This is a genomic window from Burkholderia savannae (genome assembly GCF_001524445.2).
Taxonomy (GTDB): Bacteria; Pseudomonadota; Gammaproteobacteria; order Burkholderiales; family Burkholderiaceae; genus Burkholderia; species Burkholderia savannae.
Genome location: NZ_CP013418.1, coordinates 1,161,237 through 1,186,791, shown reverse-complemented (window position 1 = coordinate 1,186,791; position 25,555 = coordinate 1,161,237). Strand labels below are relative to the sequence as shown.

Annotated in this window: 22 protein-coding genes; 15 read left to right on the top strand and 7 right to left on the bottom strand. The window is 68.2% G+C overall.

Annotation, left to right across the window (positions count from 1 at the left end; genetic code table 11):
* Nucleotides 1–39 precede the first annotated feature (39 nt).
* Nucleotides 40–1,023, bottom strand: a complete 984-nt coding sequence (locus WS78_RS26360; protein WP_038747606.1) for a LysR family transcriptional regulator — start codon at nt 1,021–1,023, stop codon at nt 40–42.
* A 62-nt stretch (nt 1,024–1,085) separates the two neighbouring features.
* Between WS78_RS26360 and WS78_RS26355 the strand changes: the two genes are divergently transcribed.
* From WS78_RS26355 to WS78_RS26335, 3 genes are all read left to right on the top strand, one after another.
* The gene (locus WS78_RS26355) at nt 1,086–1,685 is read left to right on the top strand and encodes a cysteine dioxygenase family protein (RefSeq protein ID WP_059578979.1); all 600 of its coding nucleotides are present in this window, start codon (nt 1,086–1,088) and stop codon (nt 1,683–1,685) included.
* Nucleotides 1,686–2,425: 740 nt separating this feature from the next.
* Nucleotides 2,426–4,495 (top strand): rhodanese-related sulfurtransferase, encoded by a 2,070-nt coding sequence (locus WS78_RS26345; RefSeq protein WP_082717590.1) that lies wholly within the window; start codon nt 2,426–2,428, stop codon nt 4,493–4,495.
* 919 nt (nt 4,496–5,414) lie between these two features.
* Nucleotides 5,415–6,617, top strand: a complete 1,203-nt coding sequence (locus WS78_RS26335) for a porin (protein WP_038747611.1) — start codon at nt 5,415–5,417, stop codon at nt 6,615–6,617.
* Nucleotides 6,618–7,594: 977 nt separating this feature from the next.
* Here WS78_RS26335 and WS78_RS26330 read toward each other — a convergent pair.
* The gene (locus tag WS78_RS26330; protein WP_038747752.1) at nt 7,595–7,948 is read right to left on the bottom strand and encodes a hypothetical protein; all 354 of its coding nucleotides are present in this window, start codon (nt 7,946–7,948) and stop codon (nt 7,595–7,597) included.
* Nucleotides 7,949–8,317: 369 nt separating this feature from the next.
* Here WS78_RS26330 and WS78_RS26320 point away from each other — a divergent pair, with 369 nt between their 5' ends.
* A complete protein-coding gene (locus tag WS78_RS26320; RefSeq protein ID WP_038747616.1) occupies nt 8,318–9,112 on the top strand; it encodes an enoyl-CoA hydratase in 795 nt (264 codons plus the stop codon).
* Between the two features lie 279 nt (nt 9,113–9,391).
* Here the strand turns inward: WS78_RS26320 and alr are convergent, their stop codons facing one another.
* On the bottom strand, nt 9,392–10,516 hold the full coding sequence (gene alr / locus WS78_RS26315) for an alanine racemase (RefSeq protein ID WP_038747621.1): 1,125 nt from the start codon (nt 10,514–10,516) through the stop codon (nt 9,392–9,394).
* Between the two features lie 538 nt (nt 10,517–11,054).
* Here alr and WS78_RS26310 point away from each other — a divergent pair.
* From WS78_RS26310 to egtD, 3 genes are all read left to right on the top strand, one after another.
* Complete coding sequence (locus WS78_RS26310; protein ID WP_059578613.1) at nt 11,055–11,435, top strand: DUF427 domain-containing protein; 381 nt, start codon at nt 11,055–11,057, stop codon at nt 11,433–11,435.
* A gap of 173 nt (nt 11,436–11,608) precedes the next feature.
* Complete coding sequence (egtB, locus tag WS78_RS26305; RefSeq protein ID WP_038747755.1) at nt 11,609–12,844, top strand: ergothioneine biosynthesis protein EgtB; 1,236 nt, start codon at nt 11,609–11,611, stop codon at nt 12,842–12,844.
* Between the two features lie 4 nt (nt 12,845–12,848).
* Nucleotides 12,849–13,823, top strand: a complete 975-nt coding sequence (egtD, locus tag WS78_RS26300; protein ID WP_038747627.1) for an L-histidine N(alpha)-methyltransferase — start codon at nt 12,849–12,851, stop codon at nt 13,821–13,823.
* A gap of 226 nt (nt 13,824–14,049) precedes the next feature.
* On the opposite strand, the gene WS78_RS26295 is transcribed toward egtD, so the two are convergent.
* The 4 genes from WS78_RS26295 to WS78_RS26280 form a co-directional block, all read right to left on the bottom strand.
* Nucleotides 14,050–14,526: a DUF3455 domain-containing protein gene (locus tag WS78_RS26295; protein ID WP_059578610.1), complete on the bottom strand. Its 477-nt coding sequence runs from the start codon at nt 14,524–14,526 to the stop codon at nt 14,050–14,052.
* A 286-nt stretch (nt 14,527–14,812) separates the two neighbouring features.
* Nucleotides 14,813–15,559, bottom strand: coding sequence for an immunity protein Imm33 domain-containing protein (locus WS78_RS26290; RefSeq protein ID WP_059578607.1), 747 nt, complete (start codon nt 15,557–15,559; stop codon nt 14,813–14,815).
* A gap of 157 nt (nt 15,560–15,716) precedes the next feature.
* Nucleotides 15,717–16,532: an alpha/beta hydrolase gene (locus WS78_RS26285; protein ID WP_059578604.1), complete on the bottom strand. Its 816-nt coding sequence runs from the start codon at nt 16,530–16,532 to the stop codon at nt 15,717–15,719.
* A 13-nt stretch (nt 16,533–16,545) separates the two neighbouring features.
* On the bottom strand, nt 16,546–17,838 hold the full coding sequence (locus WS78_RS26280) for an MASE1 domain-containing protein (RefSeq protein WP_059578601.1): 1,293 nt from the start codon (nt 17,836–17,838) through the stop codon (nt 16,546–16,548).
* A gap of 691 nt (nt 17,839–18,529) precedes the next feature.
* Here WS78_RS26280 and WS78_RS26275 point away from each other — a divergent pair.
* The 8 genes from WS78_RS26275 to WS78_RS26235 all read left to right on the top strand — a co-directional run bounded on the left by WS78_RS26275 (nt 18,530) and on the right by WS78_RS26235 (nt 25,033).
* A complete protein-coding gene (locus WS78_RS26275) occupies nt 18,530–18,973 on the top strand; it encodes a MarR family winged helix-turn-helix transcriptional regulator (protein WP_059578596.1) in 444 nt (147 codons plus the stop codon).
* 87 nt (nt 18,974–19,060) lie between these two features.
* Nucleotides 19,061–19,618, top strand: coding sequence for an isochorismatase family protein (locus tag WS78_RS26270; protein ID WP_059578591.1), 558 nt, complete (start codon nt 19,061–19,063; stop codon nt 19,616–19,618).
* Nucleotides 19,615–21,081: a DHA2 family efflux MFS transporter permease subunit gene (locus tag WS78_RS26265; RefSeq protein ID WP_059578586.1), complete on the top strand. Its 1,467-nt coding sequence runs from the start codon at nt 19,615–19,617 to the stop codon at nt 21,079–21,081. The genes WS78_RS26270 and WS78_RS26265 overlap by 4 nt, the downstream gene beginning before the upstream one ends.
* A 37-nt stretch (nt 21,082–21,118) precedes the next feature.
* Nucleotides 21,119–21,316, top strand: a complete 198-nt coding sequence (locus WS78_RS26260) for a helix-turn-helix domain-containing protein (protein WP_059578581.1) — start codon at nt 21,119–21,121, stop codon at nt 21,314–21,316.
* Between the two features lie 348 nt (nt 21,317–21,664).
* Nucleotides 21,665–22,270 carry a TetR/AcrR family transcriptional regulator gene (locus WS78_RS26255; RefSeq protein WP_059578577.1) on the top strand — a complete coding sequence of 202 codons (606 nt, stop codon included), beginning with the start codon at nt 21,665–21,667 and terminating at the stop codon, nt 22,268–22,270.
* Between the two features lie 106 nt (nt 22,271–22,376).
* Nucleotides 22,377–22,664, top strand: a complete 288-nt coding sequence (locus tag WS78_RS37820) for a hypothetical protein (protein ID WP_059578572.1) — start codon at nt 22,377–22,379, stop codon at nt 22,662–22,664.
* A 214-nt stretch (nt 22,665–22,878) separates the two neighbouring features.
* On the top strand, nt 22,879–23,559 hold the full coding sequence (locus WS78_RS26245) for a type 1 glutamine amidotransferase domain-containing protein (protein ID WP_038747649.1): 681 nt from the start codon (nt 22,879–22,881) through the stop codon (nt 23,557–23,559).
* 376 nt (nt 23,560–23,935) lie between these two features.
* Nucleotides 23,936–25,033, top strand: a complete 1,098-nt coding sequence (locus WS78_RS26235; protein WP_038747652.1) for an NADH:flavin oxidoreductase/NADH oxidase — start codon at nt 23,936–23,938, stop codon at nt 25,031–25,033.
* Nucleotides 25,034–25,555 lie beyond the last annotated feature (522 nt).

Below are 25,555 nucleotides of genomic sequence, written 5' to 3'. Positions count from 1 at the left end.
CGTGCCGCGCCGCATCGGCCGGCGCGGCCGCGCTCGCGCTCAAATCGAATCGCGCGCCCGTTTCGCGGCGCCGTCGATTCGCCCGCGCGGCGATCGCGTATCGCGAGCCGCATGCGGCTCGCGCGCATCGCCGAGCGCGCGCAATCGCGTCCGCGCGAGCTGGCCGATCGCGCCGGCAGGCGCGGCGAGGCGCGAAGCGTGCTCCCGCCGCAGCGCCCACAGATCGATCTGCGGCTTGAAATCGGCGATCGGCACGATGTCGAGCGCGTCGCGCAGCGGGCTCATCTCGACGAGCGGCAGCGGCATGAGGCCGAGGCCGAGCCCGTTCGCGACGCTCTGCAATTGCAGCTCGCGCCCGTATGTGTCGAGCGTGACGCGCAGCGGCAGCCGCTGCGCGTCGAGCGCGCGCTTCAGGCCCGCGCGGAATCCGCAACCGTCCGGGTTCAGCACCCAGCCGGCCTCATGGCAGTCGGCGAGCCGGTAGCCGCGGCGCGGAAAGTCGCCCTTGCGCGCGACCACGACGAGCCGCGTGCCGATGAGCCGCTCGCCCGCGACATGCGCCGGCAGCGCGATCTCGCGCGCAAGGAACACGAGCGCCGCGTCGAGCGCGTCGTGGCCGAGCTGGTCGAGCAACGCGCCGCCCCAGCCGGTCGCGACTTGCGGCGCGAGCGCGGGCCAGCGGTCGCGCAGCATCGCGAGCAGATCGAGCAGCAGCAGCTCGCCGATGCCGTGCGTGAGCCCGAGCCGGAACTCGCCCGCCGGCGGCAGCGGCTCGGCGACGAGCTCGCGCAGCGCGCGCATCTCGCGCAGCACCGTGCGGCACTGGTCGTGCACGCGCCAGCCCATCTCGGTCGGGCGCGGCGGCTTCGTGTTGCGGTCGAGCAGCTCGACGCCGAGCGCTTCCTCGAGATTCTGCACGCGGCGCGTGATCGCCGGCTGCGTGATGCCGAGCTCGGCCGCCGCCAGGCTCAGCGACTGGCAGCGGACCACGGCGGCGTATGCGTCGATGTCACTGATTTTCATGTTTGTCTTGCATGGAGTTTAAGGTGCATCATGTCGAACAATCATATTCGAAGAGGCTGCCGATGAGCGCGCATTCTTTGCATAACGAATCCTCTGCAGCTGCGTTGCGCGCGAGCGTGCCGTTGCGCGCGTTCGTCGCCGCGTTCGAGCGGCTCGTCGACACGCGCCCGGACGAGCCGCGCATCCTGCGCGACGGCGCGGCGCTGCTCGCGGATCTCGTCGCGCGCGACGACTGGCTGCCCGCCGCGTATGCCCGTTGCGATCCCGAGCGCTACCAGCAGTTCCTGCTGCATCTCGATCCGGCCGCGCGCTTTTCGGTCGTGAGCTTCGTGTGGGGGCCGGGGCAGACAACGCCGATCCACGATCACACCGTCTGGGGGCTGATCGGCATGCTGCGCGGCGCCGAGTATTCGCAGCCGTACGCGCTCGCGCCCGACGGCCGGCCGCTGCCCGCGGGCGACGCGGTGCGGCTCGAGCCGGGACGCGTCGAGGCGGTGTCGCCGTCGGTCGGCGATATTCATCGCGTGAGCAATGCGTTCGCCGATCGCGTGTCGATCAGCATCCATGTCTACGGCGCGGACATCGGCGCGGTCGAGCGCTCGGTCTACCGCGAGGACGGCACGCGCAAGCCGTTCGTTTCCGGGTATTCGCGTGTCGGTTGAGCGTGCGCTTCGGGCGGTTGCGTTGCCGCGGGCATGTCGGTCGATTCGGCGTCGCTGCCGGCTTCGCGCGGCGGACGGACGGTGCGCCGTGTCGCGTCGATCGCGCGGCGCGCGATATGCAATGGGCGTCGGCGTGCGCCGGTGCCGCGTTGCGTGCCGAGCGCCGAGTGTCGAGCGCCAAGCACCGAGCGCCGAGTACCGAGTACCGAGTACCGAGTACCGAGTACCGAGTACCGAGTACCGAGCGCCGAGTACCGACTGTCGACTGTCGATTCGATTCGGCGCGGGGCATTGGGCGTTGCGTGTCGCGTGTCGCGCGTTGCGCGTTGCGCGTCGATGCGCGACGGTCGCCGCCTGCACGCCCGACCGCTCGCTCAATCGGTCGCTCGCGCGTATGCAGCGGACTCGCATGCGATCCGTCCGTATCGTGAGCTTTCCGTGTTCCGCGTGTCGCTTGCCGGCATCGTTCGCTTTGCCTGCTTCGGGCATTCCGCGCGCTTCGTGTGTCTCGCATGCTTTGCAAGTTCCGCGGCCACTCGTGTTCGCGGCGGATCGCGAAGTTCAGCGGCGCGACGGTTTCCGTTCGGAAGCAACGTCGCAGCGCCTGCCGCATGTGGATTCGATTCGGCGGCAACGCGCGCATTTGCTCGACCACGTCTTCTCTCGTGCCGCGCGTCGATATGCATCGACGCGGCGCAACGTAGTTCTCCACCATCCAAACTTCCGGCTGCCCTGATCCGATGAGCCTCGATTCCGTGACCGATCCTTCTTCCTCGTCGCTCCGCGACACCGCTCCCGCTCCCGCGCCCGCTCCCGGGGGCGATTCGGCGCCCGCGAGCTTCCCGACCTTATCCGCCGCCGACGTGCGCGCCGCGCTGCTCGCCGGCGCGGAGATCGCGCTGATCGACGTGCGCGAGGAAGACCCGTACGCGCACGGCCATCCGCTGTGGGCCGCGAACTTTCCGCTGTCGAAGCTCGAACTCGAAGCGTGGACGCGCATTCCGCGCCGCGACACGACGATCGCGGTCTACGGCGAAGCGCTCGGCGAAGATCTCGCGCCGCGCGCGGCCGCCGTGCTCGCGGCGCTCGGCTACACGCGCGTGCATCGGCTCGAAGGCGGGCTCGACGGCTGGCGGGCGGCGGGCGGCGAGCTCTTCATCGACGTGAACGTGCCGAGCAAGGCGTTCGGCGAGCTCGTCGAGGCGCAGCGGCACACGCCGTCGCTGTCCGCGCAAGAGGTGCGGCAGTTGATCGACGCGCGGGCCGACGTCGTGATCGTCGACGCGCGCCGCTTCGACGAATACCAGACGATGAGCATTCCGACCGCGACGAGCGTGCCGGGCGCGGAGCTCGTGCTGCGCGTGCGCGAGCTCGCGCCCGATCCGGCGACGCGCGTGATCGTGAACTGCGCGGGACGCACGCGCAGCATCATCGGCACGCAGTCGCTGATCAACGCGGGGCTGCCGAACCCGGTTGCGGCGCTGCGCAACGGGACGATCGGCTGGACGCTCGCGGGGCAAACGCTCGAACACGGCGCGTCGAGGCGCTTTCCCGAGCGCGTCGACGCGGATCGGCGCGAGGCCGCGCGGCAGGCGGCGCGCGGCCTCGCACATCGCGCGGGCGCAACGCGCATCGCGCTGCGCGATCTGCACATGCTCGAGTCCGACGATCGCACGCTCTATCGCTTCGACGTGCGCACGCCGGACGAATACGCGGCCGGCCACCTGCCGGGCTTCGCGAGCGCGCCGGGCGGCCAGCTGGTGCAGGAGACCGATCATCATGCGCCCGTGCGCGGCGCGCGGATCGCGCTCGCGGACGACGACGGCGTGCGCGCCGACATGACCGCGTCGTGGCTCGCGCAGATGGGCTGGGACGTGCGCGTCGTCGAGCCGCTCGACGCGCATGAGCGCAGCGAGCGCGGGCAGCCGGCGGCGCGCGCGCCGCAGCCTGCGGAAAGCGCGACGGTGTCGGTCGGCACGCTAGCCGAGTGGCTCGGCTTGAAAGCGGTGGAGCGCGAGGCGGTGAACGGGCGGGCGGAAGCGCTTGCTTCACCGCGGACCGGCGCGATCGCGCAGCGCACGCAAGACGGGCGGAATGCGCTGGACGCGACGGATGCGCGTGACGTGCATGACGTACGAGACATACGAGACATACGAGACATACGAGACATACGAGACATACGAGACGAGCGAGACGAGCGAGACGAGCGAGACGAGCGAGACGAGCGAGACGAGCGAGACGAGCGAGACGTGCGCGCAGACGAATTCGCGCGCGGAGGGAGCGGCGGGGCGGCGGATCGCCGAGCCGACGCGCGACTGGACGACGCGCAACGAGGATCGCTTGCCGAACGCGTCGTGCCGCCGCACGACGCGCCGCTCGACGTGGCGGTCATCGACGTCACGGCGAGCGCGAACTACGTGAAGCGGCACATTCCCGGCGCGTGGTACGCGGTGCGCGCCCAACTGGGCGACGCGCTCACGCGCATTCCGCGTGCGCGTCGCTATGTCGTGACTTGCGGGTCGGGGCAGTTGGCGGCGTTCGCGGCGGCGGACCTGCGCGCGCTGCTGCCGGAAGAAGCGTCCGTCCACCTGCTCGACGGCGGCACGCTCGCGTGGCTCGCCGCGGGCCTGCCGGTCGAGAGCGGCGAGACGCGGCTGGCGTCGCCGCGCATCGATCGCTACCGGCGTCCATACGAGGGCACCGGCAACGCAGCGGAAGCGATGCAAGCGTACCTCGATTGGGAGTTCGGCCTCGTCGAGCAGCTTGGACGCGACGGCACGCATCGATTCGAGGTGCTCGGGGCACTTTGAGCGCGCGTCGCGCGTATCGTGAGCCGAACGGGCTCCGATGCGGGGGCGGTTGCGTCGAGCGCAGAGAGCGGCGAAGGCGGGGAGACGATAAGCGGCTCGATAGCGCGTGATGCTCTTCGGCGCGAGATCGCGCGATCGCATTCGGCATGGCGGCGAGCGAGGGCGACGCTTGTGGCGGTCGATCGGCTTTGCTCAGCGCGCGTGGCCGTGGGCTGGGATATCGTGCGCGGGTGTGATCTGTGCGTTCCTCGCTTCGAGCGTCGAGCGTCGAGCTTCGAGTTTCGAGTTTCGAGTTTCGAGCGTCGAGCGTCGAGCGTCGAGCGTCGAGCGTCGAGCGTCGAGCGTCGAGCTTCGAGCTTCGAGCTTCGAGCTTCGAGCTTCGAGCTTCGAGCTTCGAGCTTCGAGCTTCGACCTTCGACCTTCGACCTTCGACCTTCGACCTTCGACCTTCGAGCGCCTGGTTCCAAGTTCCGAATGCGAAGCCCAAGGCTTGAAAAAAACGCACAGATGTACCCGCCGTCGACTACCCGCATGAACCGGTAGCACACCCCGCACCGGCCACCCGGATTCGCCGCAAGCCATTGACCCATCGAGTTTTTCCGCCGCGCCTGCACCGGCCGACGAATTTCAGAATCATCACACGAAAGCAGGTTGGAAGCCGTCTGGAAGGACTGTGTGAATGTAAATTCGGGTAAATCCGGGGACGAGGGAACCGGTTCCAGCAATCGCCGCGCACACCCGCGAAACCCTTGTCCGTGCAGCGTTGAAACTAACTAGTTAGTGAATCCCCGCGTTGCGCGGAGCCGACGGATCTTTATTCTTCGTTTTGCTGCACGGACGAATCGGTGAGAATGGCGACCGCATGGACAGGCCATGTGCGTGACACACACCACAAAAATTTCTTGAGGACGGAGAATCAATGAAAAAGCGCGCAGCGGCCGCGATGACGGCCGCCGGATTGGCGGCAGTCGCCACGGCACACGCTCAGAGCAGCGTGACGCTTTACGGTATCGTCGATAACGGCATCGCGTATCAGAGCAGCAGCACGTCGCTCGGCTCGACGACGGGCGGCCGCTCGGCGGTGAAGATGTCGACGGGCGTGTGGGCGGGCAGCCGCTTCGGCCTGAAGGGCAGCGAGGACCTGGGCGGCGGCTCGAAGGCGATCTTCCAGCTCGAATCGGGCTTCAGCACCGCCAACGGCACGTCGCAATTCGCGGGCGGCATCTTCACGCGTCAGGCGTGGGTCGGCCTGACCAATCCGACGTACGGTACGCTGACGGCCGGCCGTCAATACACCGCGTACTACTCGCTGCTGTCGCCGTACAGCCCGACGACCTGGCTCACCGGCTACTTCGGCGCGCACCCGGGCGACATCGACTCGCTCGACACCAGCTACCGCACGAACAACTCGCTCGTCTACATGTCGCCGAAGTTCTACGGCTTCACGTTCGGCGGCTCGTATGCGTTCGGCGGCCAGCCGGGCAGCGTGAACGCCGGTTCGACGTGGAGCGCGGGCATCCAGTACATGAACGGTCCGCTCGGCATCGCCGCGGCGTTCCAGCGCGTGAACAACTCGACGTCGGGCGGTGGCGACTGGGGCGCGAACTCGGCGACGTCCAACGGCGGCGCGCAAACGGCCGTGTCGGCGATCAACAACGGCTACAAGACCGCGCAAGCGCAGCAGCGCGTCGCGGTGACGGCCGGCTATCAGTTCTCGTCCGCGTGGGACGTCTCGGTGTCGTACTCGAACGTGCAGTACATCCCGGGCGTCAACTCGGCGTTCCGCAACACCGCGATCTTCAACACGGCGGGCGCGGTGCTGCACTTCAAGCCTTCTGCTCAGTGGGATTTCGCGGGCGGCTACGCGTACACGCGCGCGACGCAATCGAATGGCATCACGAGCTCGGCGCAGTACCACCAGTTCACGCTGTCGCAGTACTACAGCCTGTCGAAGCGCACGGGCCTCTTCGCGGTCGAGGCGTATCAGCGCGCGAACGGCAAGACGCTCGCGGGCGGCAAGATCATCGACGCGACCGCGTCGATCGGCGACGGCTTCAACACGTCGCCGTCGTCGTCGCGCAGCCAGGTGGGCCTCGGCGTCGGCCTGATTCACCGCTTCTAAGCGCCAAGCGTCGGCGCGACGCTCGGCGTCGCGCGGGCAGCCGCACGAGCAGCCGGCCTTCGGGCCGGCTGTTTTTTTGTACTTGCGCAAAGCATGCGCGCGCGCGGTTCGGGCGCGCGCGTCGGCGCGGCGTATGGTGATGGCGTCGCGTACGAGGGCGAGGGTTCTTCGGCGTTCGCGCGCCGCGCGGCGTTGTTCCGGCGCCTTCCGATGGCGGCCGCGATCGTCAACGGCAACGACGCGCCGTCGTCTCGAAAGATGTCCCGCGCGTCACGCCAAGCGGTCCGTCTCGCATTCACCGGACGCAAGTCTGGCCGATCCGAAGCGGATCGAAGCGTACGCCGCAGATGCGTGAGGGCGGTCGGTGCCGCTTGCCGCCGCTGCCCTCGTTCCGGAATTCCCTTCCGGCGACTTCTTGGCGATCCCGTGGGAAATGCCGCATCCCGATGATCCCCGCCCGGCCGGCGCGCAAGGTCCGGCGGGCGTGTAAGCACGGGGCGGACGCCGCGTGTCGACCGCTTGGTCAGAGGAAGAATCGATTCGGGTACCCGAGCGACGTCCGTCGAGCCGTTGCCGTCAGCCGGGCACCTCGTTCTTGCCATCTCTGCTCGTCCGCCGTCCGTCAGCGTGCATGACGTTGCGCTCCGCAGGAACGCGCCGCTCGAACGGACATCCCCCGAGAGGCGTCAATCGTGAATCGCATGCGCTCTTCGTCCCGGCATCACGCGCGCGACGGCGCGCCGCGCGCGGCGTTCGTTGAGTGACCGACGCGCGGTTCGTTCGGCGTTGACCGTCAGGCGATGCGGAGTTTCGCGTGCCGTGGAATGTCGAGCGTATTGCGCGGAAGAAGCCGGCATTCGTCAATCAGGCCATCGGCGCTCCGCATTGCTCGGCGGCGCGCAGCGGAACGATCGATCGGTTTCGACGCATCCGCGCGTTCGGCGTTGCGCCGATGTCGGGCCGCGCTTGACGCGCCGTCAGCGCTCGATGTCGACGCCGTAGCCGCGCGTGCCGACGCGCAGCACGTTGCCGTCCGGCGTGAACAGGCGGGGAATGTCGGGGGCGGCGGGCGACGGCAGCGCGGGCGTTGTGCGCGGTGCGTCGTCATCGATCGCGCGCGGCTTCGGCGCGATCTTCACGGCGGTGGGCGGATGATGCATCCGCGCCTCGACGACGTGCGGCGCGACGCGCTTGCGCTTCGCGGCAGGTGCGGCCGGTTTGCGGGCGGACGGATCGTGGCGCACGCCGTTGCTTTGGCCGGCGCGCGCTTCGGGCGGATTCCAGATCTCGACGTAGCGTTCGCTCGCGAACGCCGAGAAAGCGAAAGCCAACAACAGCAACCCGCATCCAACCAGTTTCACTATGTCTTCTCCGTGGCCCGTCTCGCGATACCCGATCGACCTCGGCCGCGCGCCGAAGCGCAGGCGGCTCGTCGGACCGTCCGGCGGCACGCGATTCTCGCATGGATCGCCGATGGCGAGCACTGTATGAATATACAGCTTTTTGCGGCGATGTCCACCGCCGCGGCGCTCTTCGGCGGACGGTGTCGGTTTTTCGCCGCATCGACGGATTCGCCTGCGCGCATCGCTTGACGCAACGCGGCTTGATCCGGACGGGATACGGTGTACCTTGGTTCGACACGCGCCGGGCGATGTCGCCGTCCGCACCGGCGCGAGCACGTGCCCATCGAGGAGGACGACATGGAACCATCCAGCCAGGCGGCGGTGCCGCCGCTCCTGCGCGACGATCGCGACGGCGTCGCGACGCTGCGCCTGAACCGGCCGTCGCAGTTCAACGCGCTGTCGGAGGCGCTGCTCGGCGCGTTGCAGCGCGAGCTCGCCGCGCTCGCGGGCGACCCGCGCGTGCGCTGCGTCGTGCTCGCCGCCGAGGGCCGCGCGTTCTGCGCGGGCCACGATCTGCGCGAGATGCGCGGCACGCCCGATCTCGCGTACTACCGCGACCTGTTCGGCCGATGCAGCCGCGTGATGCAGGCGATTCACGCGCTGCCCGTGCCCGTCGTCGCGCGCGTGCAGGGAATCGCGACGGCGGCGGGCTGCCAGCTCGTCGCGTCGTGCGATCTCGCGATCGCCGCCGACACGGCCCGCTTCGCGGTGTCCGGCATCGACGTCGGGCTGTTCTGCTCGACGCCCGCGGTCGCGCTGTCGCGCAACGTGTCGACGAAGCGCGCGTTCGACATGCTCGTCACCGGCCGCTTCGTCGACGCGGCGACGGCCGTCGACTGGGGCCTCGTCAACGAGGCGGTGCCGGAGGATGCGCTCGACGCGGCCGTTGCGCGCACGGTCGCGGAAATCGTGTCGAAGAGCCCCGCCGCGGTGCGCTACGGCAAGGCGATGTTCTACCGGCAGCGGCAGATGCCGCTCGACGACGCGTACGCGTATGCGTCCGACGTGATGGCGCGCAACATGATGGAAGAGGATGCGTGCGAGGGCATCGACGCGTTTCTCGAAAAGCGGCCGCCGCGCTGGCGGACCTGAGCGCGGCGGCGTTTGCGCCGCCGCGCGCGCGGCCGATCGTGTGCTTCGCATACTGCGCGAATCGTTTCGCGCGCGCGGACGTGATGCGTTCGATCGGCCGAGGGCGCGCGAGGTTGCGCGAAGTCACGAAGTCGCATGAAGTCACGAAGTCACGAGATCGCACGAAGCCGGCCGACGGCGGGACGGTATCCGGATGCGCGAATCGCCTGCGCGACTTCGAACGCGGAACCGCCGGCGCGGCGCGGCGCGCCGCCCCCGCGCCGTTGGCCGCCGTTTCGCTCAGCGCCCGTAGCTGCCGGTGCGCGCGGGCTCGATCCGCGCGGCCGCCGCGGGATACGGATCGACCGCGACCGGCACTCGCCGCGCGAGCGCGCACATCAGCTCGTAGCCGATCGTGCCCGCGGCTTCGGCGACGTCGTCGACGCGCACCCGCTCGCCCCACAGCTCGACCGTCGAGCCGACGCCCGCGTTCGGGCACGGCGTGAGATCGACGGTCAGCATGTCCATCGACACGCGCCCGACGAGCTGCGTGCGCACGCCGTCGACCGCGATCGGCGTGCCGGTCGGCGCGTGGCGCGGGTAGCCGTCCGCGTAGCCGCACGCGACCACGCCGATGCGCATTTCGCGCTCGGCCGTGAAGCGCCGCCCGTAGCCGACCGTCTCGCCAGGCGATAGCGTCTGCACGCCGATGATCCGGCTCGTGACGGTCATCGCCGGGCGCAGCGGCACGTCGGCGATGTGCCGCGCGGCGCCCGTCGGCGACGCACCGTACAGGATCGTGCCGGGCCGCACCCAGTCGCGATGCGCGCGCGGATGCCACAGCACGGCCGCCGAGTTCGACAGCGTGCGCTCGCCGGGCAGGCCGTCCGTCGCGGTGTCGAACTCGCTCATCTGCCAGTCGATCTCGCCTTCGTCGGCGTTCGCGAAGTGCATCATCAGCGCGATGCCGCCGATCGACGGCGCGGCGGCCGCACGCTCCCACGCGGCGCGAAACGCGCCCGGCCGATAGCCGAGCCGGTTCATCCCGGCGTTCATCTTCAACTGGATGTCGATCGGCCGTGTCGTCCTCGCGGACGTCAGCAACTGCAACTGCTCGTCGCCGTGCACGGCGACCGTGAGCCGATGGCGCTCGGCGATCTCGACGTCCGCCGCATCGAAGATGCCCTCGAGCAGCAGCACGGGCTTCGTCCAGCCGAGCTCGCGCACGCGCACCGCTTCGTCGAGGTCGAGGAGCGCGATGCCGTCCGCGCCGGCGAGCGCCGGATAGATGCGCTCGATGCCGTGGCCGTAAGCGTTCGCCTTGACGACCGACCAGACGCGCGAGGCGGGCGCTTGTTGCCGGACGATCGCAAGATTGTGCGCGACGGCTTCCGGATGAATGCGGGCGACGATGGGGCGGGGCATGAATTTCTCTGCGAAGTCAAGGCGGCGGGCGCTCGTGCGCGGCGCGCCGCGAGGGTCGATCGGAGGCGCTCGTTCGGTGCATATTCATCGTGCGAGACGCCATTGCCAGTGTTGGCCGCTATGGTATTTGCAGATTGATGGTTTTATTTAATGTATTTGTCGCAATTTCAGTAAAAACTGACGGGTGCTGCAAGCGTGCGGCGCGCACCGTCGCGCGCGAACGGTTCGTTGCGCGCGGCGGCTGACGGCCGGGCCTCGTCGAGCGCGGCGGACGGTCTGAAAAGGGCGATGTGCATCGATAGCCGGAGCCGGCCGCATGTTTGCGGTCATGCGGGAACGGAATCTGCGAAGACGCGAACCCGAGCGAGCCGTGCGCGTCGCGCTTCGATCGTCCCGCGACGCGCAATTAACGGCGCATGCAACGGTGATTGTTCGTTCGCCCCAACTTCAGAATTCGCGGCTCGCGCGTCGCTTCCCGCGCCGCGGCGGCGTACGATGTCGCCGAAGTCCGACGTGTTTCGCCACCGGAGGCGCTTTCATGACCCAGTCAAGTCACCCCGTCAGGATTCCTGGCCCGGACCATCCGATCACGATCGACGCGACGCGCGAGCGCGTCGTCGTCCGGGCGGCCGGCCATTCGCTCGCCGACACGCGCGATGCGCTCACGCTGCGCGAGGCGTCGTATCCGCCCGTGCAATACGTGCCGCGCAAGGACGTCGACCTGTCGCGGCTCGAGCGCACCGCGCACACGACCCATTGCCCGTACAAGGGCGATGCGTCGTACTACAGCATCAAGGGCGCCGGCGAGCGCGGCGTCAACGCGGTTTGGTCGTACGAAACGCCGCACGACGCGGTGAAGCAGATCGCCGGCCATCTCGCGTTCTATCCCGATCGCATCGATTCGATCACGATCGGCTGACATCGAAGCATCCATCCATACGAACGGGGCGAGCCGCGCAGACGGCGCTTGTTTGTCGCGCGCGGCGTCGCGATTCGGATCGCGACGCCGCGCGCGTGTCCTATTCTTTGTTGCATGGGTTCGCGGGCGGCGCGTGGCGCGCGCCGCCGAACCATCCAGTCGGGACGGTGCACATGACGAAAAACGAAGAAGCGACGCGCGGTCTCGCGTCGGATCTCGCGCGCGGCTTTGCGCACGTGCGCAGTGGCAGCGTCGCGCTCGCGAAGCCGCTGTCCGCGGAGGATCAGGCGTTGCAGTCGATGCCGGACGCGAGCCCGACGAAATGGCATCTCGCGCACACGACCTGGTTCTTCGAGACCGTGATCCTCGCGCGGCACGCGCGCGGCTACAAGCTGTTCGATTCGCGCTATCCGTACCTGTTCAATTCGTATTACGAAGCGCTCGGCCCGCGCCATGCGCGGCCGCAGCGCGGAATGCTGTCGCGCCCGTCGCTTGACGACGTGCATCGCTATCGACGCCACGTCGACGACGCGCTGCTCGAGCTGCTGCGCACGGCCGATCTGCCGTCGCTCGTCGCGATGGAGCCGGAGATCACGCTCGGCCTGCATCACGAGCAGCAGCATCAGGAATTGCTGCTGACCGACATCCTGCACGCGTTCTCGCTGAATCCGCTGTTGCCCGCGTATCGAAGCGATGCCGCGCCGCCGGGCGACGACGCGCCGCTCGCGCGCGGCGCCGCGCGCTGGCTGTCGCGGCCGGGCGGCGTCGTCGAGATCGGCCACGACGGGCGCGGCTTTTCGTTCGACAACGAGCGGCCGCGCCATCAGACGATTCTGCGGCCGTACGACATCGCCGAGCGGCTCGTGACGAACGGCGAATTCGCGGCGTTCATCGACGACGGCGGCTACGCGCGCCCGGAGTTCTGGCTGTCCGACGGCTGGGCGATCGTCCTGCGCGACGGCTGGAAGGCGCCGCTCTACTGGATCGCGTCCGACGGCGGCGAAGGGCTCGGCTGGCGCGAGTTCGGGCTCGACGGCCTGCAGCCGCTCGTGCGCGATGCGCCCGTGTCGCACGTGAGCTTCTACGAAGCGGCCGCGTATGCCGAGTGGGCGCGCGCGCGCTTGCCGACCGAAGCCGAATGGGAGGCCGCGTTCGACGCGCCGGGCATCGCGCAGATGATGGGCTGCGCGTGGCAGTGGACGCGCTCGTCGTATGACCCGTATCCGGGCTTCCGACCGATGGCGGGCGTCGCAGCCGAATACAACGGCAAGTTCATGGTCGGGCAGCAGGTGCTTCGCGGCGGCAGCGTCGCGACGCCGCCGGGGCACGCGCGCGCGACGTATCGCAACTTCTTTCCGCCGGCCGCGCGCTGGCAATTCACGGGAGTGCGTCTTGCGAGAGATATCTGAAGGCATGAAGGAAGCCGCCGCGGGCGTGGCGATCGAGGCGATGTGCGACAGCGCGTTCGGTCGCGACCTGCTCGCCGGCCTGCGCCGCTCGCCGCGCAGCATTGCGCCGAAGTACTTCTACGACGCGGCGGGCTCCGCGTTGTTCGACCGGATCTGCGAGCTGCCCGAGTACTATCCGACGCGCACCGAGCTCGCGATCCTGAAGCGCCGCGCGCACGAGATCGCCGCGCAGATCGGCCGCGACGCGAACCTGATCGAATTCGGCGCGGGTTCGCTGTCGAAGATTCGCGTGCTGCTCGATGCGTGCGCGGCGTCGAATCCTCCGGCGCGCTATCTGCCCGTCGACATCTCGGCCGAGCATCTCGCGCAATCGGCCGCCGCGCTGCGTGACGCATATCCGTGGCTCGACGTGCAGCCCGTCGTCGCCGATTATCTGCAGTCCGAGCAAATGCACGCGATCGAGTGCGCGAAAGGGCGGCGCGTCGGGTGCTTTCTCGGCTCCACGATCGGCAACTTCTCGCCGGACGAGGCGCAGGCGTTCCTGCGGCGCGCGGCTTCGCTGCTGAAGGGCGGGGGGCTGTTGATCGGCGTCGATCTCGTGAAGGACGTGTCGATCCTCCACCGCGCATACAACGACGCGGCGGGCGTGACGGCCGCGTTCAATCTCAATCTGCTCGAGCGCGCGAACGCCGAGCTCGGCGCCGACTTCGCGCTCGACGCGTGGGCGCATCGCGCGTTCTACGACGTCGAGCATCAGCGCATCGAGATGCATCTCGTGAGCCGGCGCACGCAGACGGTGCGCGTCGCCGGGTACGCGTTCCGGTTCGAGGCGGGCGAGACGCTGCATACCGAGAACTCGCACAAGTTCACGGTCGACGGGTTCCGCGCGCTCGCGCGGGGGGCGGGGTTCACGCCGGGGACGGTGTGGATCGACGACGCGCGCTTGTTCAGCGTGCATTGGCTCGAGAGTCGCGCCTGACGCTTCGGCGGGCGGCGCGGCGATCCGGGCGTGCGCCCGCGTGCGGGGCGCGTGCGGTGGCGCCGATCGATCGCGTTTCGATCGCGTGCCCGTCTTCGATCGCGTGTCCGTCAACCGCGCGTGCATCGAGCGCGCACGTCCTCCCATCACATGCGCGTCGCTCGCATGTGCGCCGATGCCGACATCGCGTGAAGCGGGCGTCCGCTTGCTCGCCGCTTCGCTCGCGTCACTTCCAGAAGACGTATCGCGCGTAGTACGGCGAACTGCCGAGTTGATGCTCGGCCGTGCACGGCGTGGCGGGTGCGGCGCCGCCTTTCGTGTCGAGACGCTGCACGTAGCGCACGGACGCGAGCGAGCCGCTCGCGGTCGCGTGCGTCGACAGCAGCAACTGCGGAATGCTGTCCGCGTTTGGGCTGGGCGCATCGGCGATCTTCTCGCCGACGATGCGGCTGCCGTCGCGCGCTTCCCATGACGGGCCCGCGCCGTGCCGGATCGCGGCAGTGCCGGAGGGGTCGTAGAGCGTGGCTTCGGGGTGCTGGAAGGTCCATGCCAGACGGTGGTTGGCGTCGTACTCGCAGGCGTAGATCTGAACGCCGGCGGCGGTCGTGGTCTGGGCTTGGGCGGCGTCCTGGGGAATGAGGTTCGATGGAGGCGGGGCCGCGTGGGCGGCCAGGGGCGCCAATGTCAGCAGCGCCGTCGTCATTCGACGAGCGATGCGGTTCCGGATTTTCCTGTTGGCCTCGCGCGTTGCGCACCGGCCGGAACGGCGCATGGATTCGGCGTTTTTTCGCATGGTGTCGATCGTGGTAGGGATAGGGCAAATCAAGCGTAGCCGATGCGCTGTCGTATGCAAGCCGTTCCAACGCGGCGACGTCGGGCCATCAGCGGATCACGCGTGCCGGCGGGCGGCAGACCCGATGGGTAAACGCATCGAGCGATCGGGATGACGGAAATCGGCTTGCGGCAGGCGAAGCGGCTTTCGGTCGCGGTCATTCGACGTGACGTCGCGCACGGAGCTTGTTCAACGCATCCAGATACGAACCGGGTGCAGGTCGAATCTCGCCTTCAGGTCCCATCACATGGATCGTCGGATCGCCGCCGACCACTTGGAGGCCGGGCGGCAACGCAAGGAATCTGATCAGGTCGGCTCTGTCGATACCCAATTGATAGAGCGAAATCCTGACGAACCGCGCGGGATCTTGCGAACCGGCTTCGTCGGCCAGATCCGTGAGCGACCAGCCCGAGTCCGTATCGCAAGCAGCGGCGCGCGTCATCAGCACGCGGCCGGCACGCTTGTATTCGACGTGCGCCACGGCGCTTTGTCGTAGCGACGGAAAGTCCGGTTGCCGATCCGCGGCGATGCTTTCGGCGACGTCTTTCTGACTGCGCAGGTGCTTCAGCGTGTTGTTGGCCGAATCGACGAACTTGATCGGAATCGCCTTCATGTCGGGTTCCATGACGCGCAGAAAGCCGCACGCCCCGGCCTCGATCATGGTCAGCATCCAGCCGATTTGCCGCGTTTCTCCGGCGCGGAACCGCTCGCCTTCGGCGACGCGATGCTCGAAATGGCGTAGCAGCCAATTGGCGTCCTGAGCCGGGATCGCGCGGTCGTCAACCTGAATCCGGAATTCCGGATGGCCGAACTGTTTGCAACCGACGGTTCGATGAACGGCGGCGTTTGAGCGCCGCGCAGCTTGTTGCGAGCCGGGCGCCCGGAACAGCGAGCGAAAGTCCATCGATCGTTTTCCTGGATGGCGAGCGGTGAATTGCCGACGATCCGGCTTGCGGCGTCGAGCGACTGCGTGCCGCCGGGTTCAGGCGCGCAAGGGGGCTCGACGCGGCGCCGCGGCCCGACCGGCACGTGCCGAGGAGAGGGCGCGTTCGCGCTCACGTTCACGGTTCGACCCGCCGCATCCTGCGCGCCATCGCCGGGCTCGCCGCGTGCGACGGATCGAAGCCGAAAAACGTCAGAACCTGCCGGGCGACCTCATCGCGATCGTTGTCCGCGCAGATCATGTGGTAGCTGTTCTCCAGCACGATCCCGCGCGCGTCGGGCAAGCGCTTCAGCAGGAAGTCGGCCGAGCGCAGGCTCGTCAGCTCGTCCTCGCGCGCGTGCAGCACGAGCGTCGGACATTGCGTGTCGGCTGCGGCCGCGTGCGCCCAGTTGCGCATCCGGTCGACCTGGCGAATGCACGCAAGCGGCACCCATGGGTAGTGGAAATTGTCCTGACGCTCGAACTTCTTCTTCACGATCGCGCGAATCGTCGGATTCTTGATGCCGAACGGCTCGCCCTCGTCGACGCGTAGCCGCTCCGACACGCCCGGCACGCGATACAGCAGATGTCTGAGCGATCGATACCAGGGCGTCGACCAGCCGTCGATGAACATCGGCGTAGCCAGCAACGCGAGCCGCCCGCGCGCATGCCGCACGCGCTGGCACAGCAGCAGCGCGACGAGCGCGCCCATGCACATGCCCGCGACATGCAGGGTCTCGTACTCGCCCTCGAGCGCGCGATACTGCTCGGCGACCGCGTCGAGCCACGCTTCCGCGCGCACGCCGACGAGATCCTCGGGGCGCGTGCCGTGCCCCGGCAGCGTGATCATGTGCGTGTCGCCGCCCGCCCGGCGCATCGCCTTGTGCAGCGAGCCGAGATCGTACTGCGTCCCGCCGAGCCCGTGGATCAGCAGAATGCCGGTCTGGCCGGTCATGTCGCCCGCTCGCTCATTCGTCCGCCGGCCACACGCGCTCGATTTGCCAGACGCCCGCGACGACCGTCACGTCGACGTTCGAGTCGAGCAGCGGCGCGCCGTGGTCGGTGATCGTCTGCGTGCCGCCGTCGCGCCGCACGACGCGCAGCGACAGCGACGCGCGCTCCTCGCCCGCGATCTCGGCGCGCCAGTAGTCGCGCAGCGCGTCGCGGTCGCCGGGGTGCACGCGTTCGAGCACGCGCGATACGCTTGCGATCTGCGAGGCGCCGACGCCGACGCCGAATACGCGCTCGACGTCGCCGCTCCAGTCGATTCGCCCGGATTGCGGATCGAGCACGTACGCGATCTGGCCGGCGCTCGCGAGCGCGAGCTCCATATTGTTCTGCAGTACCGCCGCGTGTTCGTGCACGCGTTCTCGGGTCGTTTTCAGCGTACTCACCGTCAGCACCAGCAGCGACGCAACCGCGAGATAGAGCTGGGCCTCGAGCAGCGAACGGCCGTGATGCGCGTCGAGCGACGCGAACGGGCCGTCGCCCTGCGCGGTCTGCATGATCACGATCAGCGCGAGCGCGAGCACCGACGATGAGCCTGCGCGGCCGCCCAGCAGCAGCGCCACCGCGACGGTCAGGAACAGCGGGATGTAGGTCATCGCGAAGCCGGCGCCGATGCCGAATTTCGACGCGCTGTCGCCATCGAAGATCGCGAAGGCGCCGATCACGACCAGCGCGAACGCGACGAAGCCGAGCATCAGGTCGAAGCGTTCGTGATCGCCCGAGCGATGCGCGCGGAAGCGCGACCACGACGCGAGCACCGGCGTGACGAGCAGCACGCCGACGAAATCGGACGCGGCCCACACGAGGCCGACGTCGATGAACGACGCGCCGTTGACGAGCGCGTACCAGGCCGCTCCGCCGATCGCGCCGAGCACGCCCGCGATCACGCCGGCCAGGATCACCGAGCGCAGGAAATACAGGCCTTCGAGCGAGAAACGGATGCGCCGCACGAACCCTACCGCGAGCGCGGCCGCGCCGACCTCGTCGATCGTGAACAGCGCCGCGTTGAACAGGTTGCCGTGCTCGATGCCCGTCAGCGCGAGCTGCGCGGCCAGGAACGCGGCGGCCAGCGTCGGCCATTCGCGCACGGGGCGCAGCATGAACGCGCCGATCGTGACGCCGGCCGGCAGCCAGATGTAGCCCGTCTGCCGCACGGGGCCGTTGAACGCGTGCGAGATGTAGCCGGTCGCGAGATACAGCGCCGCCCAGAGCAGCGCGGCGACGAGTTCCGTCCGGTAACGCTTGTTGTTCATCGAGGATTCCTGTGTGCTGCGCCGCGCGGGCGAGCGCGCCGCCCCGTCCGTTGGAGGTGGCGCGCCGGCGGCCCTGCAAATGCGCGATGCGCGAATGATATGCGTCTGGCTCGCGGGTTGGAATACCTGGGCGAAGTTCGTGAGGCGTCGCGGCATCGGGCTTCGACGCGCGGATCACCGCCGGCGGACTCGCAGCCTGGTGCTCGCGGCCGTGAATGATATCGTGCTGACCGGATAGGTTTCTCGTTGCCTCTTGTCTCCATTCGGCAAGAGGGCGCTTTTCTCGCAACGACAAGGGGAGAAGAACACGCTGAATGATCGGTCCGCCGGCGTAGCGGATCATCCAGGCCTCGCCGCGCGCGCGAGACGGCGCGCCATCCGACTATTCAACGAGCGCGATCATGGCATGGGGCAGCGCGGCTGGATCAAGCGAAGGTGCGTGCGTCCACGGACGATCGACCTCGGGGCGTGCGATCGGCGCTTGCCGATCCGTCGCTGCCGCTCGGACTCACGCCGCAGGCTTGTCCGCTTACGCGCAGGGAACGGCCTTTTTGCCAACAAAGCCAATTCGCGATTGCAAGCTCGATGAAGAGCGTCTCGCCCATCCAACCTTTGGGCGGTCAATCTTTGCGGACCGGCAATTTAGGCAGTTTAACTTGCAAGTTTAGCTGTCGTATTCTATGCTCCTCTCATGACTCGTTCACCCATATCCGATCCTTCGCTGGAACTCACCGTCACTGACCTGACGTTGGCGATTGGCCAACTGGTGCGCAGGCTTCGCTCGGAAGCCAATCCCGGCGAACTCAACTTGTCCCAGTCGAGCGTGCTGGCGCGGCTGGAACGTGAAGGCCCGATGACGACGGCCGATCTTGCACGCGCGGAATCGATGAAGCCCCAGTCGATGAAGTCGATTCTGGCCGGCCTCGAAGAAGAGGGGAGCGTCGAGCGCCGGCCTCATCCGACCGACGGCCGCCAGATACTGTTCGCGGCCACTTTGAAGGGTCTTGAAGAGCGTCGGCGGCATACCGTGGCCAAGCGCGAATGGCTGATCGCGGCGCTTGCGGGCTTCGACCGGACGGAGATCCAGACGCTCGCCGCGGCTATTCCGCTTATCAGGCGGCTCGGCGACTCTTAACGTTCCGAACGGCGCGCAGTACGTCCGGCAGCGAAGTGCCGCCGGCATGCGGTTCTTCTCATCCGCATAAAATCAGGAGTGCATATTATGAGCGTAACGACCCTCGACCCGAGAACGGCACTGGTCGCCATCGATCTTCAGAAAGGCATCGCCGGGCTGCCGGTCGCCCATCCCATCGGCGGCGTCCTCGCGTGCGCCGCTGCCTTGACCGCCGCGTTCCGGAACCGCGGTTTGCCGGTCGTGCTGGTCAACGTCACGGGCGCCGCACCCGGCCGGACCGAACGAAGCTACAGCCTCGAAGGCTTGCCGGCGGATTGGGCGGATCTCGTGCCTGAGTTGAACGCGCAGCCTGACGACCTGCTGGTGACCAAGAGGACGTGGGGCGCTTTCACCAATACCGATCTCGAGGCACGGTTGAAGGCTCTTGGCGTTACCCAGTTGGTGCTCGCCGGGGTCGCCACCAGCATCGGCGTGGAATCGACCGCCCGCCACGCCTATGAACTCGGGTTCAACGTCACCCTGGCGCTGGACGCGATGACCGACATGAGCCTCGAGGCGCACGATAACAGCGTCGCCCGGATATTTCCGCGATTGGGCGAAACGGGCTCCACGCAGGCGATCGTCAGCCTTCTTGATCGCGTATGAGTTTGCCGCCGAAGGACAGCCCCCCGGTGTCGACTGCGGGCGACGGTCAAGCCGATCGCCTCGCTTCCGGCGTGTGGAAAGTGGTCTGTGTCGCGGCCATCGGCTCCTTCATGGCGCAACTCGACGCTACTGTCGTCAACGTATCGCTCGCGAGCCTTGCCGCCGATCTGCACGTCAGCCTTTCTGCGATCCAGTGGGTGACGAGCGGCTATCTGCTGGCGCTCGCGCTGACGCTTCCGCTCAATGGCTGGCTCGTCGATCGCATCGGCGCCAAGGCCCTCTATCTCTGGTGCTTCGCGGCCTTTACCCTCTCTTCGACACTGTGCGGGCTGGCATGGTCCGCGAATTCACTGGTGGCCTTCCGTATCGTCCAGGGCATGAGCGGCGGCCTGCTCGCGCCGATGGCGCAGATGATGATCGCCCGCGCCGCTGGCAAGCAGATGGCGCAGGTGATCAGCGTCGCCGCGTTGCCGGTCCTGCTCGCGCCTCTCTTGGGGCCCGTCGTCGCCGGCGCGATCGTCCAATTCGCCTCCTGGCGTTGGCTTTTCCTCATCAACCTGCCGGTCGGCGTCCTGGCGCTCGCACTGGCGGCGGCATTCCTGTCCGATGATCGGCAGGAGACACGGCCGCGCGGCCTCGACCTGCTCGGGCTGACCCTGCTATCGCCGGGGCTGGTGCTGTTCCTTTACGGTTCGGATCATCTGGGCGAGCGCATCGGTGTCGTCGCCCTGGCTGTCTCCGTCGTGATGTTCGCGCTGTTCTGCCGTATGGCGCAGGCCAAGGGTGACGCCGCGCTGATCGACCTTCGGCTGCTCAAGGGCAAGGTGTTTTCCACGTCGATCGCCACCATGTTCATGGTCAACGGCGTCTCCTTCGCAGGCCAGATGCTGATTCCGGTCTATCTGGTCCGCGCCTGCGGTCTGTCGCCAGGCCGAACCGGCTGGCTGCTTGCGCCTCTGGGATTGGGCATGATGTGCGCCTATCCATTCATGGGCCGTCTCACGAAGCGGTTCGGCATTCGCAAGCTCGCGGCCTGCGGCGCGCTCACGGCTCTGGCAGGGACTCTGCCGCTCGTCTTCCTGTCCCGGCACGGCCTGGTCGTCTCCGTCCTGGCGGCGAGCCTCTTCATCCGGGGTGTCGGTGTCAGCGCCATCGGCATTCCGTCGATCGCGTCGGGCTATGCGTCAGTGGCGCGCCAGGATCTGCCGATGGCGACGACCGCCATGAACATCGTTCAGCGCCTGGGCGGCCCGACGTTGACGACACTCTGCGCGACCTTCCTGGGGTGGCGTTTGTCGGGCGCGCCCGATACCGCGACGACGTCCGGCGCCTTCGTCGCGGCGTTCAGCCTGCTTTGCGCTCTGCACGCGCTGCTGTTCCTCGTCACTCTCCGGCTGCCCTGGATGGTTCCTCACTCGGGCGCGGCGCTCCAATCTTCCGCCGCGGATTCGCGGCCTGCCTGAAGAACCCGGTATCGATCGGTACCTGACGCGTTGGCGCATGGGCATTGCTGCACAGCTGCTGGAGGAAACCGAGCTACGGCTGGGTGAAATCGCGTCGCGCGTTGGTTATGGGTCGGAATTTTCTTTCAGCCGCGCATTCAAGTTGGCGCGCGGCGTCTCGCCGGTCCAATACCGTCGGGAACGGCAAGGCTACATGGCAACCGGCGAGCACGAGCTTGGATCGGTTGCGCCATAGTTGATCGGCGCAACGCATGAGCCTCGGTCGTTCATGCAAAATCAGCAGGCGGTCCGCTGCTTGAGCGAGGCAGCCGCTTGATTGATCGTGCGCCGACCATGGCTAACGACGGAAACTGGCCGATCTCGGACAACGCACCGCACGACACGACAAAGTTGCGCCCGCCGCGCGATAGGCGAGCAGCCAACGGGCGACGGCGCGATCAAGAACGCGAAGCCCGGACCGCGCCGACGTCGCCGATTTGTCCCGCCGTTTTCAGCCGTGCGGCCAAGCGCATCCCGCGCCGGCCTCAGGGCCAATTTCCGGTTGCTAGACGACTGGTCTAATCTCGCGCTATCATCCACCCTCATGAACGCAGCAGCCACCACCGCCGACGTCCGGCAGCACATCCTCGACACCGCCAAGCCCATCATGCTCTGCAAGGGCTTCACGGGCGTCGGCCTGAACGAGATTCTGGCGGCGGCCGGCGTCCCGAAGGGGTCGTTCTACCATTATTTCGGGTCGAAAGAGGCATTCGGCGAGGCGATCCTCGAGTCCTACTTCGCCGACTACCTCGCGCACCTTGACGCGTTGCTCGTGCGCGGCTCCGGCCCCGCGGCAGACCGGCTGATGCGCTACTGGGGCCAGTGGCAGCAGATGCAGGCGGGCAACGACCCCGAAGGCAAGTGCCTCGTCGTGAAGCTCGGCGCGGAAGTCTGCGATCTGTCCGAAGCGATGCGCGTGGCGCTCGAGCGCGGCACGTCGCAGATCGTCGCGCGGCTCGCCGCGTGCATCGCGGCGGCGTTCGAAGACGGTTCGCTGAAGGTCGATCTCGACCCGCGGCAGACGGCCGCGATGCTGTACGAGCTGTGGGTCGGCGCGACGCTGATCGAAAAGATCTGGCGCAGCGGCGAGCCGCTCGCGATCGCGATGGCGACCACCCGGCGCATCCTCGGTTTGCCGGGAGCACGCTGAACGCGAATTGCGATGCGCGGCGGCGCGTACGATGAAAGTCGAAATCGCGCCGCCGCGTTTTTTGCGGTCATTTTATAGACGACTGGTCTATTAGAGGGCATGCAACATGCGACAGTTCGACGATCGCAACGCGATCCGAATCCGGTTCGACAAACGGATCGATGCACGATCGATCCACGCTTGCCGAGCGCCGAAAGCGCCCGACGCGAAGCCGCGTCCGTTCGACGATGACAGGCGGGGCGACGAACGCGCCGATGAACGCGCCGAGGAATGCGCCCGCGGGCGCGTCGACGAAGCCGTGCGGCGGGACATTCGGGCGGTGGGAAGCGCGCACGGTGCCGGCGTGCGATGCGCGCACGCCGCGTCGAGGCCCGATTGCTCCGATACGGACTGAAGCGATGCGGCGCACGACATGACGCACGACATCACGCGAGCCGCGCAACGCGACGTGGCCCGGCAGCGGGGCGGCACTCGATGCACGCCGCGGCGAAGCCCACGCTATCTCGCGGCGCGGGCAAGCAGGCGGCCGGCCGCCTCGGCGGCGCATGGCCGGCGGGCCCGTCCGGGCCGCGCCGCCTGATTCTCAAGACATCAAGGAGGGCATCCAAATGAAGATTCTCGTAGTCCTGACTTCGCACGACGAGCTCGGCGCGACCGGCAAGAAAACCGGCTTCTGGCTCGAGGAGCTGGCCGCGCCGTACTACGCGCTGAAGGACGCGGGCGCCGAGCTGACGCTCGCGTCGCCGCGCGGCGGGCTGCCGCCCGTCGATCCGAAGAGCAGCGATCCGGCGTCGCAGTCCGACGCGACGCGCCGTTTCGACAAGGACGCCGAAGCGCAGGCCGCGCTTGCGTCGACGCGCAAGCTCGCCGACGTGTCGATCGACGATTACGACGCCGTGTTCTACCCGGGCGGCCACGGCCCGTTGTGGGATCTCGCCGAGGACCGTCATTCGATCGCGCTGATCGAGCGCGCGATCGCGACGGACAAGCCGGTCGCGGCCGTTTGCCACGCGCCCGGCGTGCTGCGCAACGTGAAGGGCCCGTCGGGCGCGTCGCTCGTGAAGGGCCGCAACGTCACGGGCTTCTCGAACAGCGAGGAGGCGGCCGTCGAGCTCACCGAGGTCGTGCCGTTCCTCGTCGAAGACATGCTGAAGTCGAGCGGCGGCCATTACTCGCGCGCGGCCGACTGGGCGCCGCACGTGGTCGTCGACGGGCTGCTCGTCACCGGGCAGAACCCGGCGTCGTCGGAGCCCGTCGCCGAGGCGCTGCTCGAGCTGCTCGAGCAGTAATACGCCGCGCGGGCGGCCGCGTTGCGCGTCGCCCGCGGCGTTTTCGTCGAGTCGATTCAACTCGCGTCGAGGCATCGAGCCGGATCGAGTCGCGTCGATTTGCATCGCGGTGCGTGCGCATCGCCGGGCGAGGTCGTCGCGCCGCATCACCGGCATCACCTGCGTCACGGAATCACCGAATTACCGCGTTACCGCGTTACCGCGTTACCGTGTCACCGCGTCACCGCGTCACCGCGTCACCGCGTCACCGCGTCACCGCGTCACCGCGTCACCGAATCACCGAATCACCCGAATCACCCGAATCACCCGAGTGGAGTCACCCGAGTCACTCGAGTCACCTCACCGACCCTAAACACGAACATCGAAGGAGTAGTAGATGGCTGCATTGTTCGAACCGTTTCAACTGAAGGACGTCAAGCTGCGCAACCGCATCGCGGTGCCGCCGATGTGCCAGTACGTCGCCGAGGAAGGCGTGCCCAACGAGTGGCATCACGTGCATCTCGCGGGCGTCGCGCGCGGCGGCGCGGGGCTCGTGATCGCCGAGGCGACCGCGGTGTCGCCGGAAGGCCGCATCACGCCGGGCTGCACCGGGCTCTGGAACGACGAGCAGGCCGCCGCGTTCGAGCGCTCGGTCGATGCGATCAAGGCGGCGGGCGCGGTGCCCGGCATCCAGCTCGCGCATGCGGGCCGCAAGGCGAGCGCGAACCGGCCGTGGGAAGGCGACGATCACATCGCCGCGGGCGACGCGCGCGGCTGGCAGACGATCGCGCCGTCCGCGGTGCCGTACGGAGCGCATCTGTCGAAGGTGCCGCACGAAATGACGCCGGACGACATCGCGCGCGTGAAGGCCGATTACGTCGCGGCCGCGAAGCGCGCGCGCGACGCCGGCTTCGAATGGCTCGAACTGCATTTCGCGCACGGCTATCTCGCACAGAGCTTCTTCTCGGTGCATTCGAATCGCCGCACCGACGCATACGGCGGCTCCGCGGAGAATCGCGGGCGCTTTCTCGTCGAGACGCTCGCGGCCGTGCGCGAGGTGTGGCCGGAGCGCCTGCCGCTCACCGCGCGCTTCGGCGTGATCGAATACGATGGCCGCGACGAGGAGACGCTCGCCGAATCGATCGGGCTCGCGAAGCGCTTCAAGCAGGAAGGGCTGGATCTGTTGAGCGTGACGGTCGGCTTCTCGACGCCCGACGCGCGCATTCCGTGGGGCCCCGCGTTTCTCGCGCCGGTGGCCGAACGCGTGCGCCGCGAAGCGCAACTGCCCGTCGCGTCCGCGTGGGGGATCGATACGCCGGCGCTCGCCGAGCGCGTCGTGAAGGACGGGCAGCTCGATCTCGTGATGGTCGGCCGCGCGCATCTCGCCGATCCGCACTGGCCGTATCGCGCGGCGCTCGAGCTCGGCGTCGAGCGCGCGTCGTGGACGCTGCCCGCGCCGTATGCGCATTGGCTCGAGCGTTATCGCGCGGCCTGACGGCGCGACGCGGCGCGGCGTGCCGCGCCGCGCTACCGGGCGGGGCGCGGGCGCGCCGGGACGGGCCGGCGAGGCGTTCGGGGCGGCATGCGGGGCGGCGTTTTGCGCGGCGTTCGGGGCGGCGGATGCGGCCTCGATCGGTCGGTGCCTCGATGTCGCGTGCTTGAATGCGTGTTCGCTCGCGAAGCGGGCTCGCGCGAACGAGCTTTCGCCGCGCGACATCGTCACGGCGCGGATGACCTGATAGCGGGCGGACGGCGAGATGTCGTCCGCCCGTTTTTCGTTCGGCGCTCGCGATCGGCATCGGGTCGAGGCTGCGTGAAAATGAAAACGCACGCCGAACGCGCCAGTCGAGAGAGTCGACCGTTCAGATCGCGCGGTATTGGCTGCGTGACAGCGCGGGAAGGGTAAAGCGACACTCGACAACCGAGTGGATTTGCGTTTTCACGCCGCCTCGGTCGGCGGGAGGCGTTCAACGTCGACGCTTGCGCGGCGCGGCGTTCGTCATGTGTCGCGCGATAG

Bases quoted from the DNA above. Each gene is read 5' to 3' on its own strand.
- WS78_RS26320 (WP_038747616.1), top strand. From the start codon at position 8,318: ATGGAACCATCCAGCCAGGCGGCGGTGCCGCCGCTCCTGCGCGACGAT.
- WS78_RS26295 (WP_059578610.1), bottom strand. From the start codon at position 14,526: ATGACGACGGCGCTGCTGACATTGGCGCCCCTGGCCGCCCACGCGGCC.
- WS78_RS26355 (WP_059578979.1), top strand. From the start codon at position 1,086: ATGAGCGCGCATTCTTTGCATAACGAATCCTCTGCAGCTGCGTTGCGC.
- WS78_RS37820 (WP_059578572.1), top strand. From the start codon at position 22,377: ATGCGACAGTTCGACGATCGCAACGCGATCCGAATCCGGTTCGACAAA.
- WS78_RS26290 (WP_059578607.1), bottom strand. From the start codon at position 15,559: ATGGACTTTCGCTCGCTGTTCCGGGCGCCCGGCTCGCAACAAGCTGCG.
- WS78_RS26345 (WP_082717590.1), top strand. From the start codon at position 2,426: ATGAGCCTCGATTCCGTGACCGATCCTTCTTCCTCGTCGCTCCGCGAC.
- WS78_RS26255 (WP_059578577.1), top strand. From the start codon at position 21,665: ATGAACGCAGCAGCCACCACCGCCGACGTCCGGCAGCACATCCTCGAC.
- WS78_RS26275 (WP_059578596.1), top strand. From the start codon at position 18,530: ATGACTCGTTCACCCATATCCGATCCTTCGCTGGAACTCACCGTCACT.
- egtD (WP_038747627.1), top strand. From the start codon at position 12,849: ATGAAGGAAGCCGCCGCGGGCGTGGCGATCGAGGCGATGTGCGACAGC.
- WS78_RS26280 (WP_059578601.1), bottom strand. From the start codon at position 17,838: ATGAACAACAAGCGTTACCGGACGGAACTCGTCGCCGCGCTGCTCTGG.
- WS78_RS26360 (WP_038747606.1), bottom strand. From the start codon at position 1,023: ATGAAAATCAGTGACATCGACGCATACGCCGCCGTGGTCCGCTGCCAG.
- WS78_RS26235 (WP_038747652.1), top strand. From the start codon at position 23,936: ATGGCTGCATTGTTCGAACCGTTTCAACTGAAGGACGTCAAGCTGCGC.
- WS78_RS26335 (WP_038747611.1), top strand. From the start codon at position 5,415: ATGAAAAAGCGCGCAGCGGCCGCGATGACGGCCGCCGGATTGGCGGCA.
- WS78_RS26260 (WP_059578581.1), top strand. From the start codon at position 21,119: ATGGGCATTGCTGCACAGCTGCTGGAGGAAACCGAGCTACGGCTGGGT.
- WS78_RS26245 (WP_038747649.1), top strand. From the start codon at position 22,879: ATGAAGATTCTCGTAGTCCTGACTTCGCACGACGAGCTCGGCGCGACC.
- WS78_RS26270 (WP_059578591.1), top strand. From the start codon at position 19,061: ATGAGCGTAACGACCCTCGACCCGAGAACGGCACTGGTCGCCATCGAT.
- alr (WP_038747621.1), bottom strand. From the start codon at position 10,516: ATGCCCCGCCCCATCGTCGCCCGCATTCATCCGGAAGCCGTCGCGCAC.
- WS78_RS26265 (WP_059578586.1), top strand. From the start codon at position 19,615: ATGAGTTTGCCGCCGAAGGACAGCCCCCCGGTGTCGACTGCGGGCGAC.
- egtB (WP_038747755.1), top strand. From the start codon at position 11,609: ATGACGAAAAACGAAGAAGCGACGCGCGGTCTCGCGTCGGATCTCGCG.
- WS78_RS26310 (WP_059578613.1), top strand. From the start codon at position 11,055: ATGACCCAGTCAAGTCACCCCGTCAGGATTCCTGGCCCGGACCATCCG.
- WS78_RS26285 (WP_059578604.1), bottom strand. From the start codon at position 16,532: ATGACCGGCCAGACCGGCATTCTGCTGATCCACGGGCTCGGCGGGACG.